Genomic DNA, 20,119 nt, shown 5'->3' with positions numbered 1-20,119 from the left:
GTGTAAAATATAGTGTTAAGTTATTTTAAAAATATAAAAGGGGATAAGGCTATTTGGGGCATTGTTGCGCTATTGGCATTATTTTCGTTTTTACCAGTTTACAGTGCTAGTAGTAATTTAGTATATGTGGTTGGTAATGGTACTGCTGTAAGTCACCTAATAAAGCATGCTTTTTTGTTATTGCTTGGTTTTGGTATTATTTACGGTGTTCATAAAATACCAATGCACTTTTTTAAAGGTTTGTCTATTATTGCTATGCCAATTGTGCTGTTACTTTTGGGGTATACATTAGCGCAAGGTAAAACTATTGGTGGGGCAAATGCAAGTAGGTGGATAAATATTCCGTTTGTTGGTTTTTCTTTCCAAACATCAACTTTAGCGGCTGTTGTTTTAATGATTTATGTTGCTAGATATTTGGCTAAAATTAAAAATAAAGTGGTAACGTTTAAGGAGTCTATTCTTCCGCTATGGGTACCTGTCTTTTTAGTTGTAGTGTTAATTTTACCTGCCAATTTTTCTACAGCTGCAATTATATTTTTTATGGTGCTTACACTTACATTTTTAGGTGGTTATCCTTTTAAATATTTATTAGGTATAGTTGGTACAGGTTTGGCTTGTTTAGCATTATTTATTCTAGTAGCTAAGGCAGTACCGGATTTGTTTGATAACAGAATTGACACTTGGGAAAACAGAATAGCAAATTTTATAAATGGAGAAGACACCAGTGAAGATTACCAAATAGAACGTGCAAAAATAGCAATAGCATCTGGTGGTATTTTGGGTAAAGGATCTGGTAAAAGTGTGCAAAAAAACTTTTTGCCACAGAGTTCATCAGATTTTATTTATGCAATTATTGTAGAGGAATATGGTTTAGTTGGTGGTTTGGTAGTAATGTTTTTTTACTTATTACTATTATTTAGGATTGTGGTGGTTGCAAATGCAAATCCTACAGTGTTTGGTAAGTTGTTGGTAGTGGGTGTTGGATTACCAATAGTTTTTCAGGCGTTTATAAATATGGCAGTAGCAGTAGAATTATTTCCTGTAACTGGGCAAACCTTACCATTAATAAGTAGTGGAGGTACGTCTATCTGGATGACGTGTTTGGCAATAGGCATTGTGCTTAGTGCAAGTAACAAAAATCCAGCAAAAGAAAAACAAGTTGTAGATGAGTCTAACCCTTTAGATGTTTTAAGTGGGCAATTATAAATTTATATTATCTGGAGGTGGTACAGGCGGACATATATATCCGGCCATAGCAATAGCTAATCAGCTAAAGGAAATGTATCCGGATGCTGAGTTTTTATTTGTTGGTGCCAAGGACCGTATGGAAATGGAAAAAGTACCACAAGCTGGTTACAATATAGAAGGACTGTGGATTTCTGGTTTACAGCGTAAGTTAACACTTAAAAATATGCTATTTCCCTTAAAGGTTGTTAGCAGTTTGTATAAGTCCAACAAAATTATAAAAAAGTTTAAACCTAACGCAGTTATAGGTACAGGTGGCTTTGCAAGCGGACCACTATTACGCGTTGCTGCTGGTAAAAATATTCCTTGTGTGTTGCAAGAGCAAAACTCATATGCAGGTATTACCAATAAATTATTATCTGGAAAGGTTCAAAAAATTTGTGTTGCTTATGATGCTATGGAGCGTTTTTTTCCTGCTAATAAAATTATAAAAACAGGTAATCCTGTTCGTAAAGACTTGGTAGAAATGAAGGTTTCTAAACAAGAAGCTTTGGAGTTTTTTGGATTAAAACAGGATAAGCCAGTTTTGCTTGTTTTGGGTGGTAGTCTGGGAGCCAGAAGAATTAATGTGCTTATTAAAGAGCAGTTGCCATTATTTAAATCTTTGGGAGTACAGGTTATTTGGCAATGTGGTAAGTTATATTATGAGGAATATAAAGAGTGTCAGAATGAAAATGTTTTGGTGTTCGATTTTTTAAATAAAATGGATTACGCATACGCTGCTGCAAATGTAATAATATCTAGGGCTGGTGCTGGTTCTGTGTCAGAATTAAGTATTGTTGGTAAGCCGGTTATTTTTATACCGTCTCCTAATGTTGCAGAGGATCATCAAACAAAAAATGCCTTAGCGTACGCAGATAAAAATGCTGCCATTTTAATTAGAGAAAAAGAGTTACAAGATAATTTTAAGACTGTTTTTACAGATTTATTTCAAAATAAAGAAAAACAGCTAGAGTTAGCTAAAAATATAAAAAAGCAAGCACTACCAAATGCAACAAAAAACATTGCTTTAGAGGTGCAAAAGTTATTAAAAAAATGAATTTAAAAAATATACATAGCGTTTACTTTTTGGGTATTGGTGGCATTGGAATGTCTGCCTTGGCTCGCTATTTTAAATTTATTGGGAAAGAAGTTGCTGGTTATGATAAAACCGAAACGCCTTTAACTAAAGAGCTTGCAGCATCTGGTATAGAAATACATTACAATGACAATGTAGATCTTATATCAGAATACTATAAAAACATAAACAATACTTTAGTGGTTTATACGCCAGCAATGCCTAAAAACCATACGGAATTAAATTACTATTTGTCCAATGGTTTTTCGGTAAAAAAGCGTTCTGAAGTTTTAGGGATTATTACTAAAAATACATTTTGTTTTGGCGTTGCAGGTACGCACGGTAAAACTACAACATCTAGTATTTTAGCACATTTGCTACACGCTACAGGTACACCAATAACGGCATTTTTAGGAGGTATATCAGAAGATTTTAACAGTAATTTTTTGTTAGAGGGTACAGATTATTCTGTTGTGGAAGCAGATGAGTTTGATAGGTCCTTTTTGCAACTTTCTCCCAACGTGGCTTGTATAACTTCTATAGATGCAGATCATTTAGATATTTATGGTACTGGAGACGATTTAAAAGATGCGTTTATTGCTTATACAAACAAATTAGAAGCTAACGGAAAATTGTTTGTGCGTAACGGTTTGCCATTAGATGGTATCACATACGGAATTGAAGATGACTCTGATTTTTGCATTACAGATGTGCAAATAAAAAATGGCTCTTATGTTTTTAATATAAAAACGCCAGATTCTGTTATAAACGGAGTAAAATTTAGCAAACCAGGGAGACATAATTTATTAAACGGATTGGTTGCTTTTGCAATGGCTTTAGAAGCTGGTAAATCTCCAGAGGTAGTTGCTGCTGCTTTAGGAACATTTAAAGGGGTGCAACGTAGATTTTCATACCGTATTAAAAATGAAGATTTTGTTTTTATAGATGATTATGCGCATCATCCTACAGAAATAAATGCGGTATATAATGCGGTGTCTGAAATGCATCCAGATAAAAATACAGTTGCCGTTTTTCAGCCACATTTATTTTCTAGAACAAAAGATTTTATAAATGATTTTGCAGCTAGTTTATCGCAATTTCAAAGCATTATTTTATTAGATATTTATCCGGCTAGAGAAGAGCCAATAGAGGGAGTTACTTCTGAATGGTTGTTGGGTAAAATAAATAATCCAAATAAAAAAATATGTTCTAAAAAAGAATTAATTGCTGAGTTAAAAAAACAAAATCCAGAGGTGTTAGTAGTAATGGGAGCTGGTGATATAGGACAGGAGATTGATAATATTAAAAACGCTTTTGCAAAATGAAAGTAAACTGGAACTACATAAAATTGGTGTTTCTATTGCTCTTGTTATTAGGAGTGTATGCTTTTACAGGTGTTAGACATCAATCTAAAAAAATAGTAAAAACTAAAGTTGAGTTTTTAGGTGAAGACAATTTGTTTATAACTCAACAGATGGTTAATAAATTGTTAATACAAAATTTAGGAAGTCTTACAAACGTGCCAAAAGATGCGCTAGTTTTGAATAAAGTAGAAAAGGTTTTAGAAGCCAATAAAATGGTGAAGAGTGCTCAGGTTTATCTTACTGTAAATGGGGAACTTATATCTAAAATTGTACAACGTAAACCAATAGGGCGTATTCAAGGAAATTCAAATTTTTATTTGGATGACGAGGGTAAGCGTATGCCTTTATCTAGTAACCACTCTGCAAGAGTGCCAATTATTACTGGAAAAATTACAGATAATAGCCTTCAAAATTGCTTTGCTTTTTTGAATTTTATTAATTCTGATGATTTTTTAAAGAAAAATATTATTGGTATTCATATTGCAGATGAAAACGATTTTCAGCTTAAGCTTAGGTTAGAGGATTATGTAGTTAATTTAGGTAAGGTAGAAAATTTAAAAGCTAAGTTTAATAATTACAAAGCTTTTTATAGTAAAGCAATAAAAGATAAAGCTTTAGGTAGTTATAAAGCTGTTAGTTTAGAGTACAATAATCAAGTAGTGTGTACCAAAATTTAAGTTATGGAGCCAGGTAAATATTCAGTAGGATTAGACATAGGGACAACAAAGATTGTAGCCATAATTGGTAAAGAAAACGAGTATGGTAAAATTGAAGTTTTAGGTATTGGTAAATCTAAAAGCCTTGGTGTACATAGAGGTGTGGTAAATAATATTACACAAACTATAAAATCTATACAACAAGCGGTAGAAGAAGCAGAGGCTACTTCTGGTTTAAAAATTAGTTCTGTTGTGGTTGGTATTGCTGGGCAACACATACGTAGCTTGCAACATAGTGATTACATTACAAGACCAGACTCTGAGCAGGTTATTAATGAAGATGATGTAGATATACTTGTAAACCAAGTTTACAAATTAATTATGCTTCCTGGAGAAGAAATTATTCATGTGTTACCACAAGAATATAAGGTAGATGGGCAGGCAGAAATTAAAGAGCCAATTGGTATGTATGGTGGTAGGTTAGAAGCTAATTTCCATGTAGTAGTTGGGCAGGTATCATCTATTAAAAATGTTGGTAGGTGTATTAAAAGCGCTGGCTTAGATTTAGGTAGTATAACGTTAGAGCCTTTAGCATCTGCAAATGCTGTACTAAGCCAAGAAGAAAAAGAAGCTGGTATTGCATTAATAGATATAGGAGGTGGTACAACAGATGTTGCTATTTTTAAAGATGGTATTATAAGGCACACTGCTGTAATTCCTTTTGGAGGAAATGTTATAACAGAAGATATAAAAGAAGGCTGTTCTATTATTGAAAAACAAGCCGAACTATTAAAAATTAAATTTGGGTCTGCTTGGCCAGGAGAAAATAAGGATAATGAAATAGTTTCTATACCAGGATTACGAGGTAGAGAGCCTAAAGAAATTACACTTAAAAATCTTTCTAAAATTATACATGCTCGTGTTGTAGAGATCATAGAGCAGGTGTATATGGAGATAAAAAATTATGGCCATGAAGACCAAAAAAAGAAACTAATTGGTGGTATTGTTTTAACAGGTGGTGGTAGCCAGTTAAAACATTTAAAGCAATTGGTAGAATATATAACTGGTATGGATACAAGAATAGGGTATCCTAATGAGCATTTAGCAGGAGACTCTACCCAAGATATAGCAAGTCCGTTATACGCAACAGGTGTAGGGTTGTTAATGAACGCAATTGAAACTAATGCTAAAAACAAAGAATTAGCATTAGAAGAGGCTCAAACAGAAAAAGAAGAAATAGTAGAGAGTAATCAAACAGAAGAAGGTTTCCAAACAGAAGAACCAAATACCACATCAACCAAAAAAGAAGTGAAACCAGAACGTAAATCCATTTTTGAAAAATGGTCTGATAAGTTGAAAGACTTTTTAGATAATGCAGAGTAACGCATAAATAGAAAAATTGAAAAAATAACTCAGTAAAATAACAGTATGAGCAAGAACACTGAATTAGAAAGTAATATCTCTTTTGATTTGCCTAAAAATCAAAGTAACGTAATAAAAGTCATTGGTGTTGGTGGCGGTGGTAGTAACGCAATAAATCACATGTTCCAAGCCGGAATAAATGGTGTAGATTTTATTGTTTGTAATACAGACTCACAAGCATTAGAAAACAGTACAGTGCCTAATAAAATAAGATTAGGTGTTACCTTAACAGAAGGTTTAGGTGCGGGTGCCAACCCAGAGGTTGGTGAGCAAGCTGCCATAGAAAGTATGGAAGACATAAAAAGTATGTTAGATTCTAATACTAAAATGGTTTTTATTACTGCTGGTATGGGTGGTGGTACAGGTACAGGTGCTGCTCCAATAATAGCAAAACAAGCAAAAGGTATGGATATCCTTACAGTGGGTATTGTTACAATGCCTTTTCAGTTCGAAGGAAAAATGAGATGCCAGCAAGCTCAGACTGGTATAGAAAAACTTCGTGCTAATGTAGACTCATTAATTGTTATTAATAATAATAAACTTAGAGAAGTATACGGTAATTTAGGCTTTAAAGCCGGTTTCTCTAAGGCAGATGAAGTTTTAGCAACTGCTGCTCGTGGTATAGCAGAGGTTATAACTCATCATTATACACAAAATATAGATTTACGTGACGCTAAAACGGTACTATCAAACAGTGGTACCGCAATTATGGGCTCTGCAAATGCTTCTGGATCTTCTAGAGCGCAAGAGGCTATTATGAAAGCATTAGATTCACCCTTATTAAATGATAATAAAATTGCTGGTGCTAAAAACGTATTGTTGTTAATAGTTTCTGGTGCTCAGGAAATTACTATTGATGAAATAGGTGAAATTAACGATCATATACAAACAGAAGCTGGCCACGGAGCTAACATTATTATGGGTGTTGGTGAAGATGAAAACCTAGGAGATGCAATTGCTGTTACAGTTATTGCTACGGGTTTTAATGTAGATCAGCAAGACGATATTGTAAATACAGAATCTAAAAAAATAATTCATACTCTAGAAGACGAGCAGAAGGCCACCCACAACTTAACACCAAACAATGCAAATGTTGTTTATGAAGTGGTTGAGCCAGAAACTACTCCTGTTAAAAAGGAAGTTGCTCCTGCAGAACCGGAGGTAATTAAACATACTTTGTTTGAGGATGAAAAACCAGAAATGGATTTAATACCTACAACAAATTTTATTAAAAGCTTTAATGTTTTTTATGATGAAGTAGTAGCAGAGACTCCTAAAGAAGATGATTTTGTTATTGTAGATGTAAGAGATTTTGACGTTGTAGATGCAGAAGAAGTAAAGGTTGTGCAAGAAGAAGATCAATTTGCATTTAGTTTTGATATTCCGCGTAAGGAACAAAAAGTTGAAGAAGAGGAGGAAGAGCATACTATTACATTTAGCTTAGATGATGAAGATGTAAATAATATTGATGTTAAAGATCATGTAGAGGTTGTTCCTGTATTAGAGTACAATAAAGAAGGAGAAAAAAGATATAGTTTAGATGACTATATGGAGTTAGAAAAAGAGCTTACAGGCGCTAAATCTAAAGCAGAAAAGGCAGAGCCTAAAATAATAGATGAGGCATTGGCTTTTGAGAAAAAAACTGTGGCACCAAAAGCAACTCAAGCACCGGCTCCAGCACCTACTCCTGCTCCAGAAGAAAAAGAGATAGAAGTAGACCCAATGAACACTCCTATTGAAGATTTGTTAAGAAACAGAGCAGATGAGCGTAGAAGGAAATTAAAAGACTTTAACCATAAGTTTAAAAACAATATTAACACCGTAAATGATATGGAGAAAAAGCCAGCTTATTTACGTCAGGGAGTAGATTTAAATCAGAACAATCCTGAAAACAGAATTTCTAGAACAACGTTAAGTGAAGACGGAGACGATATTCAATTGCGTTCTAATAATTCTTTTTTACATGATAATGTAGATTAATGTAGTTTTTAAACTATATAATTTAGTGTATAAACCTGAAAGCAATAATTGTTTTCGGGTTTATTTTTTTATCTTCGTGTTCCTAAAAATTAAATATTATGAGCTTACAACAAGATGTAATGACAGCAATGAAAACAGCTATGAAAGCTAAAGATAGCGTTGCTTTAGAGTCGTTAAGAGCTATAAAATCTGTTTTGTTAATGGCACAGACAGAGTCAGGGGCAAAAACAGAATTAAGTGAAGAAGAAGAAATAAAAATTGTACAAAAGTTGGTAAAGCAGCGTAAAGATAGTGCTGCTATATATAAGGAACAGGGGAGAGAAGATTTAGCTGCTCCAGAACTGGCACAGGCAGAAGTAATTGCACAGTTTTTGCCAGAACAAATGTCTGAGGATGATATAGCTAAAGTGGTAGATGATGTAATAGCTAAAACTAACGCAGATGGTATGAAAGATATGGGGAAAGTTATGGGTATGGTATCTTCTCAGTTGGCAGGTAAAGCAGATGGTAAAACAATTTCTACTATAGTAAAAAGTAAATTAGCTTAATTTTTTTATAAGCTAATAAAAGGCCCCGTGGCGCAACTGAATAGCGCATCAGATTTCGGCTCTGAGGGTTGGGGGTTTGAATCCCTCCGGGGTCACGAATAAACAAAAAATCCAAAATTAAAAATCAAGTTTACTTGTATTTTTAATTTTGGATTTTTTGTTTTTAAAGCGGAGCTTTTAGGGATCAACAAGCGGAGCGCAGTTCATCCCTATTCGTAAAATTTATAACAGTTTACTTGTATTTTTAATTTTGGGTTTTTTGTTTTAAAAGCGGAGCTTTTAGGGATCAGCAAGCGAAGCGCAGTTCATCCCTATTCGTAAAATTTATAACAGTTTACTTGTATTTTTAATTTTGGATTTTTTGTTTTAAAAGCGGAGCTTTTAGATAAAATTTATGGAGCATATATAATGTAAAAGCCACGCAATTTGCGTGGCTTTTGTGGTAAGTGTTTAGTATGTTATTATGACTTTGCTAAATCTCTACTGTGGTTAACCTCAAAATAATTTTGCACATTTTCCATAATGTGAGATTCTTTTAAAGTAGAATTTGCTGTTTTGTATTCTTGATTAATTAATTTTTTTGCAGGGAAGCTTTCACAATGTATTTCTTCTCCTTTAATGTTTGTTGTTTTTACGGTGGCAGTTCCATCTAATAAAGATTTTCCTGTTACCATAATAAAAGAACGTTCTTCATCTTCTGCAGAAATACCTGTTCTTATTTTTGTGTTTTCAATAATAATATCCGACTTAATATTTGCGTTTGCTTTTGCTTGTTCTGCGGTTTTTTTATCGTTACTACAAGATAAGAAAAGTGATGCTGTTGCTAATACTGATACAAATAATTTAGTTTTCATAATTGAGTGCTTTTTTAAATACACTACAAAGATGAAGCTATTATAGGCCTAAGAATACGCCTGTATTAGTGAAAATGATTACCCTGAAAACAGGGGTGGCAGAGGCTTAATCGTCTAGAAGCCCCATTTTTATTGCGTGTTTAGTTAAGCCGGCTAAGTTTTTTACATTTAATTTAGATATTAAATTTTTACGGTAACTTTCTATTGTATGCTTGCTTAAAAATAACTCGTCTGCAATTTCTTGTGTTGTGTACTCTTCAGCAATAAGTTTTAAAACTTCTTTTTCTCTATTGGTTAAAGAAATTTCTTTTTCTTTTTTACTGGCAAACATAGCATCAGTATAGGCTTTTTTAATTTCTGTAGAAAAATACTTTTCACCACCAATAATTGTTCTAATGGCTTCTAGTAATTCATCTTTTTCAGCATTTTTGGGTACATAACCATCTACATTACCTCTAATTAGTGTGTCTATCATACCGCCATCTATATGCATACTAACAACTAGTGTTTTTAAGCCTGGAAAGCGTTCTTTTACGATAGTGTTTAATTCTATACCATTCATTTCTGGCATAGTTAAATCTGTCACTAATAAATGAATGTCTTCGGCACCATTAATATCTAAATATTTTACTACTTGTGCACCATTTTTAGCGGTTGTAGTAATATTAAACTCAGGAGCATCTTCTAAAATACTCGTAAGTCCGTCTATAAACATTTTATGGTCGTCTGCAATAATTAGGTTATATGTTACCATTGGTTGTGTTTTTTATTGGTATTTCTATAGATATTACTGTTCCTCTGTTTACAGCAGAATCTATGTGTAAAGTACCGTTTAGTTTTTCTATTCTACTTTTAATATTTTTAAATCCAATACCTTCTCCGTTTTTGCTTGTATCAAATCCTTTACCGTTGTCTTCAAAAAGCAAAGTAATGCTATCTTCAAAGTAATTTAGGTGTATATCTGTATTAGATGCTTTGGCGTGTTTAAGAGTGTTTGTCATTAATTCTTGAATAATTTTAAACAACTCCATTTTTACCATTTCATTAATGGTATTTATTTTTTCTTCTGGGTGAGGGTAAAACTCTACATTTAGCTTGCCAGTGCTTGTAATAGATTTAGCATATTCTTTTATAAGCTGTGTAAAATCGTCTTGTCTAAACTTTTTTGGTATTAGGGTGTGAGAGATGTCTCTAACCAATTGGTAGGTTTCATCTAACTGACCAGATATGGTATGTAATGTACTGGTTTTTTCTTTTACGCTAGCAAGCTGTAATTTTATTCCAGCTAAATTACCACCAATACTATCGTGTAATTCTTGGGCTATACGCTTTCGTTCCTCATCTTGTCCTTCAATTGCGGCTTTTATTAACTTTAATTCCTGTTCTTGTTTTAGAGTTGTTACTTTTTGGTTGTTAATTTCTTCGTTCTTTTTAGCAAGTTCACTTTGAGCTTGCATTTTTTGGTAATAGGTATAGAGTAGGGCAATTACAGGAATAAGAATTACTAAAAAGCCGATTAAAAAAGCTGCTTTAATAGTTTTTTGCCTATCTAGCTCGGCTTGTTGTTTTATTTGGTCCTCTTTTAAGTCAGAAATAGCTTGTTCTTTTTTTATGGTTTCGTATTGTATCTCTAGTTCCTTTATAATTTCTCTTTGTTGTTTGTCTTTTATCTCATTTAAAACTCCAAAAAGTTGTGTCATTGTTGCATAGGCATTTTTATAATCTTCTTGTTTGTAAAAGCTTCTTGCTTGTATAATTAGTGATTCTCTTTGAAATTGTAAGTTTTCATGATCTACGGCATTAATGTAAGCCATAGTGAGGCCAACGTTAGCAATATTATACTCTTCTAATTTATAATACAATTTAGCTACTAGTAATGCACCCTCATAATAAATAGCATTAAAATTATTGGCTTTTGCTTGGTTACTTATTTGCGCATACATTTGTATGGCTTTGTTGTATTCTTTATTTACTTCTAAAAGTTTGGCTTTGTGAAGTTTGGTTTCTAATTCTGATTCTAAATCTTTAAATTGTTTTGCAAGCTCTAAAGATGAGTTGTAGTATTCTTCTGCTTTGTTATATTCTTCTTTTTTGGAATAAGCATTGCCTAGTTGCATAAATGCTTTATAGGTAGTTGTTGGTTGCTGTTTATTGTAAATTGCTATGCTTTCTTGAAGTAGTTTTATGGCTTTATCTATATTGTTTTGAGCAATGTAATTTTTTGCCAGACTAACTTTATGTAAATATATATACTGAGAGTCATTAATAAATTCGGCTTCCTGTAATCCTTTTATGTTCCACTCAATAGACTTGTCTACTAGTCCGTTTAACGAACTACCAACAGACATAAAATAATATGCTTTGGCATATAAAAATTTTTTATCTTTTTCCGGTTTATCCCAATTTCCTAATTCTTGTACATATAAATTCCCATAATGTAAAACGGAATCGGTATTTGCTTTTTTGGCGTGGTGTTCTATAAGCTGATCAAATACTGAGAATCTTTGTGCTCCAAATGTTGCATCTTTTAATGCATCATATAAAGGTTGTAAAGTTTTGTCTTTTTGAATTTTTGACCATGAAAAAGAAAAAAAGGAAGGATTATCTTCTTTATTTAAACTATCTTTTTCTTGTGCTGCAGCTAATTGAAAGGTTGCAATTATAAAATATAATAAAAAGTATTTAAGCTTACTATATTTCTTTAGGTTGTATGAAGATTTGGTGGTAATCAAAAAAGATGATTTAATATTTGATTGTTATTTTCTTAATTTATTCTAATTAAGAAGTTCTAACAGTTAGTTTTAATAGTGTTTACAAAGTTTATATTATTATTTAGTATGACAATCCCATTAGTTAGTGAAATGACTATCCCTGAAAACAGTGTAATATAATTATTATTTCTTTTTTAAAATAGTACTTATTATTTTTTTAGCGTGTATCCTAGAATTTTCTATAAACCATTTGTGTGTTTCCATTCCTCCACAAATTACACCGGCTAAAAAAACATTTTTTAGGTTTGTTTCCATAGTGTCTGTGTTATGAGTCGGAATTTTTTTTGCGTCGTTAGATAAAGTAATTCCTATTTTGGTTAAAAAATTAAAATTAGGTCTGTAACCAGTTAAGGCTAAAACATAATCGTTTTCTAATACTATAGTTTCGTTAGCTGTTTTTATTACTATCTCTCTTTCTTTAATTTCTGTAATATTGGCATTGTATATAACTTTTATACTACCTTCCTCTATACGATTAATAATGTCTGGGCGTACCCAATATTTTACACGTTTACCAACTTCAGAACCTCTAATTATTAAAGTAACTTCTGCGCCTTTACGCCAACATTCTAATGCAGCATCTATTGATGAGTTACTTGCGCCAACAACCGCTAATTTTTGTTTAGAAAAAAAATGTGGATTATTATAATAGTGGCTAACTTTTGGTAAGTCTTCTCCTAGAATATTTAATTTATTAGGTATATCGTAAAAACCAGTAGCTATTATTACGCTATTTGCTGTGTAAGTTGCTTTACTGGTTTTTACAATATAGCAAGTAGTGTCTTTGGTGACATCAGTTACTTTTTCAAATAAATTAATGTCTAAATTATTACTGCTTACAATTCTTCTGTAGTATTCTAAAGCTTCTTCTTTTTTAGGTTTGGCTTCATTACTAATAAAAGGAATATTGTCTATTTCTAGTTTTTCTGATGATGAAAAAAATTGCATTTTAGCAGGGTAGTTGTATAACGAGTTTACAATACACCCTTTTTCTAAAATAAGATAAGAAAGTCCGTTTTTTTTAGCCTCTAATCCGCAGGCAATACCAATGGGTCCGCCGCCAATAATTACAACATCTAATAAATTCACTAGCCTATAATTTCTTTTAAGTTTTTAATTGTATCCGTAGGGTTATCGCTCTTAAAAACAAAGCTTCCCGCAACTAGTACATCTGCACCTGCATCTACTAAATCCTTTGCATTTTTAGAGGTAACACCACCATCTATCTCTATAAGAGTTTTTGCATTTTTTTTAATGATTAATTCCTTTAATGCTTTTACCTTATAGTAAGTATTCTCAATAAAAGATTGTCCGCCAAAACCAGGATTAACACTCATTAAACAAACAACATCAATGTCGTTTATTATATCTTCTAATAAGTGTATGCTTGTATGCGGATTTAAAGCAACGCCAGCCATCATACCTTCTGCTTTAATTGCTTGTAAAGTTCTGTGTAAATGTGTACAAGCTTCATAGTGTACTGTTAACACATTTGCACCTAATTCAGCAAAGGTTTTAATGTACCTATCAGGGTCTACAATCATTAAATGTACATCTAATGTTTTTGTAGCGTGCTGTGCTATACTTTTTAAAACCGGCATACCGTAAGATATATTAGGAACAAAAACGCCGTCCATAATATCTATATGGTGCCAATCTGCTTCACTATTGTTTACCATTTCTACATCTCTCTGTAGGTTTCCAAAGTCTGCTGCTAATAAAGAAGGTGCAATTTTGTTGTTGCTCATTTTGTTTTAGATTGATATTTATGCAAAAGTACGCATTTGATGTAAATTGAAACAGTGGAAATTAACCTTTATAAATTGTTTAAGATTAGTAGTTAGATGAAACAAAAAAGCCTGTTGTTAAAAACAACAGGCTTTGCATGTAATAAGTTAAATTCTTTATATATTAAAGGACTTCAACGTTTACTGCATTAGGTCCTTTTTTTCCTTCTTCAACGTCATAACTAACTTTGTCTCCTTCAGCTATTTCGTGAGTTAATCCACTAATGTGAACAAAAACGTCTTTACCACCATCATCTGGAGTGATAAAACCGAAACCTTTAGAGTCGTTAAAAAATTTTACTGTACCGTTACTCATAATTTTATTTTTAATTTAAAGTGCAAAGATAGTATAATATCAATACAAAGCGTTTTTTATTTTTTTTTCTAAACCCTAGGTAAATCTCCTTCTCCTTTTAGTGGTAAAGTAGAGCTTCCTGTTAGGTAAACATCTACGTGATGCGCAGCCTGTCTGCCTTCTGAGATTGCCCATACAATTAGAGATTGCCCTCTTCTTTGGTCTCCTGCCACAAAAACACCGGGTACATTGGTCATATAGTTTTTTGCAGACGCTTTAATATTTGTTCTAGGATCTGCTTCTAAGCCTAATTGCTGAGCTACAGTCATTTCTGAACCTGTAAAACCCATTGCAAGTAAAACTAAGTCGCATTTCCATTCTTTTTCTGTACCAGGAACTTCTTTTAATGTAGGTCTTTGTCCAGGTGTTTTTATCCACTCTACTTCTGCGGTTATAAGTCCTTTTAAGTTTCCTTTTTCATCTCCAATAAATTCTTTGGTAGATATGCTAAAAAAACGTTCTGCGCCTTCTTTATGAGATGAGCTAGTGCGTAAGCGCATTGGCCAAAACGGCCAAGGTTGATCTACAGGCCTTTCTGGAGTTGCTTTGCTCATAATCTCAAAATTAGAAACAGAGTTTGCTCCGTGGCGTATAGATGTTCCTATACAGTCAGATCCAGTATCACCACCACCAATAACAATAACATCTTTGTTGGTAGCCTTTATTTCTTCTCCTAAATCGGTAATACCATCTACACGTTTGTTGTTTTGCTTTAAAAAGTCCATTGCTTGTACAACTCCTTTTAAATCGGCTCCTTTTATAGGTAATTTTCTGCGTACTGTGGCACCGCCAGAAAGTACAACGGCATCAAAATCTTCTTTTAGAGTGTTGGCGTCTATATCTACTCCTATATGTGTGTTAGTCTTAAAAATTATCCCTTCCTCTTTCAGGACTTCTAGTCTACGGTCAATTACGTTTTTTTCCATTTTAAAATCTGGAATACCATAGCGTAATAATCCACCAACTTTTGCATCGCGCTCAAAAACAGTAACCAAGTGTCCGGCTCTGTTTAATTGTTGTGCAGTTGCTAAGCCAGCCGGTCCAGATCCTATAATAGCAACAGTTTTACCTGTTCTTGTTTTAGGTGGTTGTGCTGTTATCCATCCTTTAGAGAATGCGGTTTCTACAATGTTTTTTTCTATATTTTCTATAGATACAGGATCTTCGTTAATGCCTAATACACAGGCTTCTTCACAGGGAGCAGGGCATAATCTACCTGTAAACTCAGGAAAGTTGTTTGTAGAGTGTAATATGGTAGCTGCTTTTTCCCATTTTCCTTTGTAAACAGCATCATTAAAATCTGGAATTAAATTTCCTAGTGGGCATCCGCTATGGCAAAACGGAACTCCGCAATCCATACAACGTGCGCCTTGGTTTTTTAATTCTGTTTCTTTTAATGGCTGTGTAAATTCTTTATAATTTTTTATACGCTCTTCTACAGGAGCATAGTCTTCTATTTTTCTTTCGAACTCTAAAAATCCAGTTGTTTTTCCCATAGTGCTCTATATTATGCTAGCTTTTTCTTCTTCTTCTAATCTTTTTAATGCTTGGCGGTATTCTTCAGGGAATACTTTTACAAACATTGGTAAGCTGTTTTCCCAGTTTTCTAATAAACGTTGTGCTAAAGGACTCATAGTGTAGTTGTAATGACTCTCTATAAGGTCTTTTAATTCTGCAATGTCATTAGCTTCTTCTACAGGTAGTAAATTAAGAGACTCTTTGTTGCAATTTTTTTCAAAAGTTTTGTTTGGGTCTAATACGTAAGCAATACCGCCACTCATACCTGCTCCAAAATTACGGCCTACTTCACCTAAAATTACTGCAACACCACCAGTCATATACTCGCAACCGTGGTCTCCAATGCCCTCTACAACAGTTTTTGCTCCAGAGTTACGCACGCAGAAACGTTCACCTGCTTTACCATTAATGTAGGCTCTACCAGCAGTAGCACCATATAAGGTTACGTTACCAGTTATAACATTGTCTTCTGGAATTATAGTAGCACCTTCAGGAACTTTTATTACTAGTTTACCGCCAGAAAGCCCTTTTCCTAAATAATCATTAGTGTTGCCATTAACGGTCATAGTTAAACCTCTGGTTGCAAAGGCACCAAAGCTTTGTCCGGCAGAACCAGTAAAGTTTAAACGTAGCGTGTTTATAGGTAAACCTTTTGCACCATAGGTTTTTGAAATTTCATTACTTATAATTGCACCAACTGCTCTGTCTGTATTTTTAATAGGAAAATCTAGTGTTAGTTTTTCTTTTCTGAATAATGATGGATGCGCTTTTTCTATAATTTTAAACTCTATAGATTTATAAATATCGTGCTCTTGTTTTTGTGTATTGTATAGTTTGGTATCAGCAGGTACATCTACTTGATGTAAAATAGGGGTAAGGTCTATGCCTTCTGCTTTGTAGTGTTCTATGGCTTTGTTGCGGTCTAGTTTTTGAACCTGACCAACCATTTCGTTAACCGTTCTAAAGCCCAACTGTGCCATTATTTCTCTTAATTCTTGAGCAATAAAGTACATATAATTAACTACGTGTTCTGGTTTTCCTTTAAACTTTTTACGTAGTTCAGGATTTTGAGTAGCAATACCAACCGGACAAGTGTTTAAGTGACAAACACGCATCATGATACATCCAGAAGCTACTAAAGGAGCGGTTGCAAAACCAAATTCTTCTGCTCCAAGTAAACATGCAATTGCAACGTCACGACCCGTTTTTAATTGTCCGTCACACTCTACAACAACTCTATTTCTTAGGTCGTTCATAACCAAAGTTTGTTGCGCTTCTGCAATACCAAGTTCCCAAGGTAAGCCTGCGTGTTTTAAAGATGTTAAAGGAGATGCTCCTGTTCCTCCATCATGACCAGAAATTAATACTACATCTGCTTTTGCTTTTGCTACACCAGCAGCTACGGTACCTACACCAACTTCTGATACTAATTTTACATTTATTCTTGCCTCTCTGTTGGCAGATTTTAAATCGTATATTAATTGTGATAAATCTTCAATTGAATAAATATCATGATGTGGAGGAGGGGAAATAAGACCTACATACGGAGTAGAGTTTCTTGTTTTTGCTATAGACGGATTTACTTTTGGTCCAGGCAATTGTCCGCCTTCTCCAGGTTTAGCGCCTTGTGCCATTTTTATTTGTATTTCCTTGGCACTTGTTAAGTAATTAGATGTTACTCCAAACCTACCTGAAGCAACTTGTTTTATAGCGCTGTTTCTCCAATCTCCAGTTTCATTTTTGTAAAAACGCTCTGCATCTTCACCACCTTCACCAGAATTGCTTTTACCGCCAATACGGTTCATAGCAATTGCTAAATTTTCATGAGCTTCCTTACTTATAGATCCGTAAGACATTGCGCCAGTTTTAAAGCGCTTTACAATATCTGTCCAAGGTTCTACCTCTTCAATAGGAATTGGATCGTAGTTAGAGAATTCAAACAAACCTCTAATAGTCATTAAGTGTTTTGATTGTTCATTAATTAGCTTAGAGTATTCTTTGTAGGTTTCTGGTTCGTTGTTACGTACAGATTTTTGTAGTTTAGCAATGGTAAGTGGATTAAATAAGTGTTTTTCACCATCTCTACGCCATCTGTATGCACCGCCCATTTCTAGTTCTAAACTAGCAGCTACTTCTTTAGTGTTAAATGCTTTTTGATGTCTCTTTGCTATTTCTTTTTCTATTTGATACAAGCCAATACCTTGTATTCTTGTTGGGGTATTTGGAAAATATTTATCTACCACCTTGGTGTTTATACCAATGCACTCAAATAATTGCGAACCTCTGTAAGAGTTTAAGGTAGAGATGCCTATTTTGTTCATCACTTTTAAAACTCCCTTGCCAATACCTTTGTTGTAATTTTTAATTGCCTCATCAAAAGTAATGTCTGTAATGTCATTTTCTTCTATTTGCTCAGCAATAATTTCGTTTACCAAATATGGGTTTACAGCACTTGCTCCGTAACCAAATAATAATGCAAAATGATGTACTTCTCTAGGTTCTGCAGACTCAATAATGATACTAAGTTTAGATCTTTTTCCTAGTTTTTGAAGTCCGCTATTTACAAAAGATAAAGCTAGCAAAGCAGGTATAGGTGCGTTGTCTTTGTTTACATTTCTGTCTGATAAAATAATAATATTTGTACCGCTATCTATTGCTTTAGAGGCCTGGTCTAGTATGCTAGCTAAAGCTTCTTCTAAAGCATTGTGCCCACGTGCTATTTTGTATAAAATAGGAATAGATGTTACTTTGTAATCTGGACTAGCATCATAGTTCTTTATCTTGTCTAAATCTTCTTTAGATATTACAGGATTCTGAATTTTTAATTTACGGCAATGCAATTCCGAAAAATCAAAAATATTATGATCACTACCAAGAGTTAAGCTAATATCTGTAATTAACTCTTCTCTTATCCCGTCTAAAGGTGGATTAGTAACTTGGGCAAATAATTGCTTAAAGTAATTGTAAATAAGTTGTGGTTTTTCAGATAATACAGCAATTGGAGTATCAGACCCCATAGAACCAATAGGTTCTTTGGCTGTTTTGCCCATTGGTAATATAATTGTGTTTATATCTTCTAAAGTATATCCAAAAAGAGATTTTCTTTTATCAAGACTTTCCTCTCCTAGAAATAAAGGGCAGTCATTATAAGGTATATCTTTTAAATGTACCAAATTATTGTCTAACCATTTTTGGTAAGGCTTTAATTGAGCAATTTTTTCTTTTATTTCTTCGTCATTAACTATACGGCCTTCTTCCATATTAACCAAAAACATTTTCCCAGGCTCTAATCTGCCGTGGAACTCAATGTTTTCTGGTTCTATATCTACCACACCAGTTTCTGATGACATAATTACGTAGCCATCTTTGGTGACAGAATATCTAGAAGGTCTTAATCCGTTACGATCTAAAACTGCTCCAATATAGTTGCCATCTGTAAATGGTACAGATGCAGGTCCGTCCCAAGGCTCCATCATACAAGAGTTGTACTCGTAAAAAGCTCTTTTAGCAGGAGACATATCTGGGTTTTTTTCCCAGGCTTCTGGTACCATAATCATCATTACTTCTGGTAAAGATCTGCCTGTCATCAACAGTAATTCTACCACCATATCCATAGTTGCAGAGTCAGATTTGCCAGGTAATATTATAGGAAGTATGTTTTTTATTTCATCTCCAAATAAATCACTTTTTAATAACTCTTCTCTAGAGCGCATTCTAGACACATTACCGCGTAACGTATTTATTTCTCCGTTATGGCACATATACCTAAATGGTTGTGCTAAATCCCAAGTAGGAAAAGTGTTTGTAGAAAAACGTTGATGTACTAAGGCAAGTCTTGTAACCACTCTAGGATCCATTAAATCTTTAAAGTAAAATTTAATGTCTTGTGGCATTAAAAGACCTTTAAAAATAATAATTTTTGTAGATAAGCTTGGTACATAGAAAAAGCCACTTTCAGATAATTTAGATCCCAAAATTGTGTGCTCTGTAACTTTACGAGCAATGTATAATTTTAGGTTAAAAGAAGCATAATCTTGTGAGCTGTCTTCTTTTGCTATAAATATTTGCTTAACAAAGGGCTCTGTTTCCATAGCAATACGCCCAGGAACATTTTTGTTTACAGGCGCATCTCTCCAGCCAAGCAATTTTAACCCTTGTTTTTTTATGTTTTCTTCAAAAACAGAAATACAAAAATCTCTTTGGTTTTCCTTTTGCGGCAAAAATATGTTTGCAACAGCATATTCGCCTGGTTCTGGCAGAGTAAAATTACAAACCTCTACAAAGTAATCATGTGGTATATCTATTAAGATACCAGCCCCGTCACCCGTTTTGCCATCAGAACTAACGGCTCCTCGGTGCTCTAGTTTATCTAATATCTCTAAGGCTTTATGTATTATGTCGTTAGACTTCTTTCCTTTTAAGCTACATATAAAACCTGCTCCACAGTTGTCATGTTCAAAATCCGGTAGGTATAACCCTTGTTTTTTCAGCTTCATAAATTATCACATTTCTTCAAATATATTACAATCGTTAAATTATGTTTAAAGATTTAATGATAAGTA

15 protein-coding genes and 1 tRNA gene are annotated in these 20,119 nt (G+C 33.5%); 8 read left to right on the top strand and 8 right to left on the bottom strand.

Features of this window, described 5'->3' with window-relative positions; translation table 11 throughout:
• Positions 1 to 12: 12 nt before the first annotated feature.
• The 8 genes from BFJ87_RS16245 (at position 13) to BFJ87_RS16210 (ending at position 8,367) form a co-directional block, all read left to right on the top strand.
• On the top strand, positions 13 to 1,206 hold the full coding sequence (locus BFJ87_RS16245; protein WP_077407103.1) for an FtsW/RodA/SpoVE family cell cycle protein: 1,194 nt from the start codon (positions 13 to 15) through the stop codon (positions 1,204 to 1,206).
• Positions 1,193 to 2,284, top strand: coding sequence for an undecaprenyldiphospho-muramoylpentapeptide beta-N-acetylglucosaminyltransferase (murG, locus tag BFJ87_RS16240; protein ID WP_077407100.1), 1,092 nt, complete (start codon positions 1,193 to 1,195; stop codon positions 2,282 to 2,284). The genes BFJ87_RS16245 and murG overlap by 14 nt, the downstream gene beginning before the upstream one ends.
• Positions 2,281 to 3,627, top strand: a complete 1,347-nt coding sequence (murC, locus tag BFJ87_RS16235; protein ID WP_077407097.1) for a UDP-N-acetylmuramate--L-alanine ligase — start codon at positions 2,281 to 2,283, stop codon at positions 3,625 to 3,627. Before murG ends, murC begins: the two co-directional genes overlap by 4 nt.
• Positions 3,624 to 4,343: a cell division protein FtsQ/DivIB gene (locus BFJ87_RS16230; RefSeq protein ID WP_077407094.1), complete on the top strand. Its 720-nt coding sequence runs from the start codon at positions 3,624 to 3,626 to the stop codon at positions 4,341 to 4,343. Before murC ends, BFJ87_RS16230 begins: the two co-directional genes overlap by 4 nt.
• Positions 4,344 to 4,346: 3 nt before the next feature.
• A complete protein-coding gene (gene ftsA / locus BFJ87_RS16225) occupies positions 4,347 to 5,705 on the top strand; it encodes a cell division protein FtsA (protein ID WP_077407091.1) in 1,359 nt (452 codons plus the stop codon).
• 45 nt (positions 5,706 to 5,750) lie between these two features.
• The gene (gene ftsZ, locus BFJ87_RS16220) at positions 5,751 to 7,724 is read left to right on the top strand and encodes a cell division protein FtsZ (RefSeq protein ID WP_077407088.1); all 1,974 of its coding nucleotides are present in this window, start codon (positions 5,751 to 5,753) and stop codon (positions 7,722 to 7,724) included.
• A gap of 98 nt (positions 7,725 to 7,822) precedes the next feature.
• Complete coding sequence (locus tag BFJ87_RS16215; protein WP_077407084.1) at positions 7,823 to 8,272, top strand: GatB/YqeY domain-containing protein; 450 nt, start codon at positions 7,823 to 7,825, stop codon at positions 8,270 to 8,272.
• Positions 8,273 to 8,293: 21 nt separating this feature from the next.
• Positions 8,294 to 8,367: transfer RNA gene (locus tag BFJ87_RS16210), tRNA-Arg, on the top strand.
• A gap of 366 nt (positions 8,368 to 8,733) precedes the next feature.
• On the opposite strand, the gene BFJ87_RS16205 is transcribed toward BFJ87_RS16210, so the two are convergent.
• The 8 genes from BFJ87_RS16205 to gltB form a co-directional block, all read right to left on the bottom strand.
• Positions 8,734 to 9,126 carry a hypothetical protein gene (locus BFJ87_RS16205; protein ID WP_077407081.1) on the bottom strand — a complete coding sequence of 131 codons (393 nt, stop codon included), beginning with the start codon at positions 9,124 to 9,126 and terminating at the stop codon, positions 8,734 to 8,736.
• 106 nt (positions 9,127 to 9,232) lie between these two features.
• The gene (locus BFJ87_RS16200) at positions 9,233 to 9,880 is read right to left on the bottom strand and encodes a response regulator (protein WP_077407078.1); all 648 of its coding nucleotides are present in this window, start codon (positions 9,878 to 9,880) and stop codon (positions 9,233 to 9,235) included.
• Positions 9,867 to 11,858 carry a tetratricopeptide repeat-containing sensor histidine kinase gene (locus BFJ87_RS16195; RefSeq protein ID WP_077407075.1) on the bottom strand — a complete coding sequence of 664 codons (1,992 nt, stop codon included), beginning with the start codon at positions 11,856 to 11,858 and terminating at the stop codon, positions 9,867 to 9,869. Before BFJ87_RS16195 ends, BFJ87_RS16200 begins: the two co-directional genes overlap by 14 nt.
• 162 nt (positions 11,859 to 12,020) lie before the next feature.
• Positions 12,021 to 12,986 (bottom strand): YpdA family putative bacillithiol disulfide reductase, encoded by a 966-nt coding sequence (locus tag BFJ87_RS16190; RefSeq protein ID WP_077407072.1) that lies wholly within the window; start codon positions 12,984 to 12,986, stop codon positions 12,021 to 12,023.
• Positions 12,986 to 13,645: a ribulose-phosphate 3-epimerase gene (rpe, locus tag BFJ87_RS16185; protein ID WP_077407069.1), complete on the bottom strand. Its 660-nt coding sequence runs from the start codon at positions 13,643 to 13,645 to the stop codon at positions 12,986 to 12,988. Before rpe ends, BFJ87_RS16190 begins: the two co-directional genes overlap by 1 nt.
• A 163-nt stretch (positions 13,646 to 13,808) precedes the next feature.
• Complete coding sequence (locus tag BFJ87_RS16180; protein WP_013621600.1) at positions 13,809 to 14,000, bottom strand: cold-shock protein; 192 nt, start codon at positions 13,998 to 14,000, stop codon at positions 13,809 to 13,811.
• Positions 14,001 to 14,068: 68 nt separating this feature from the next.
• Positions 14,069 to 15,535: a glutamate synthase subunit beta gene (locus BFJ87_RS16175; RefSeq protein ID WP_077407066.1), complete on the bottom strand. Its 1,467-nt coding sequence runs from the start codon at positions 15,533 to 15,535 to the stop codon at positions 14,069 to 14,071.
• 6 nt (positions 15,536 to 15,541) lie between these two features.
• A complete protein-coding gene (gene gltB / locus BFJ87_RS16170) occupies positions 15,542 to 20,053 on the bottom strand; it encodes a glutamate synthase large subunit (RefSeq protein WP_077407063.1) in 4,512 nt (1,503 codons plus the stop codon).
• Positions 20,054 to 20,119 lie beyond the last annotated feature (66 nt).

The organism is Cellulophaga omnivescoria (assembly GCF_001999725.1).
GTDB classification, from domain to species: Bacteria; Bacteroidota; Bacteroidia; order Flavobacteriales; family Flavobacteriaceae; genus Cellulophaga; species Cellulophaga omnivescoria.
The sequence above is the reverse complement of the archived record's forward strand: the minus strand, read 5'-3'. Positions and strand labels throughout refer to the sequence as shown.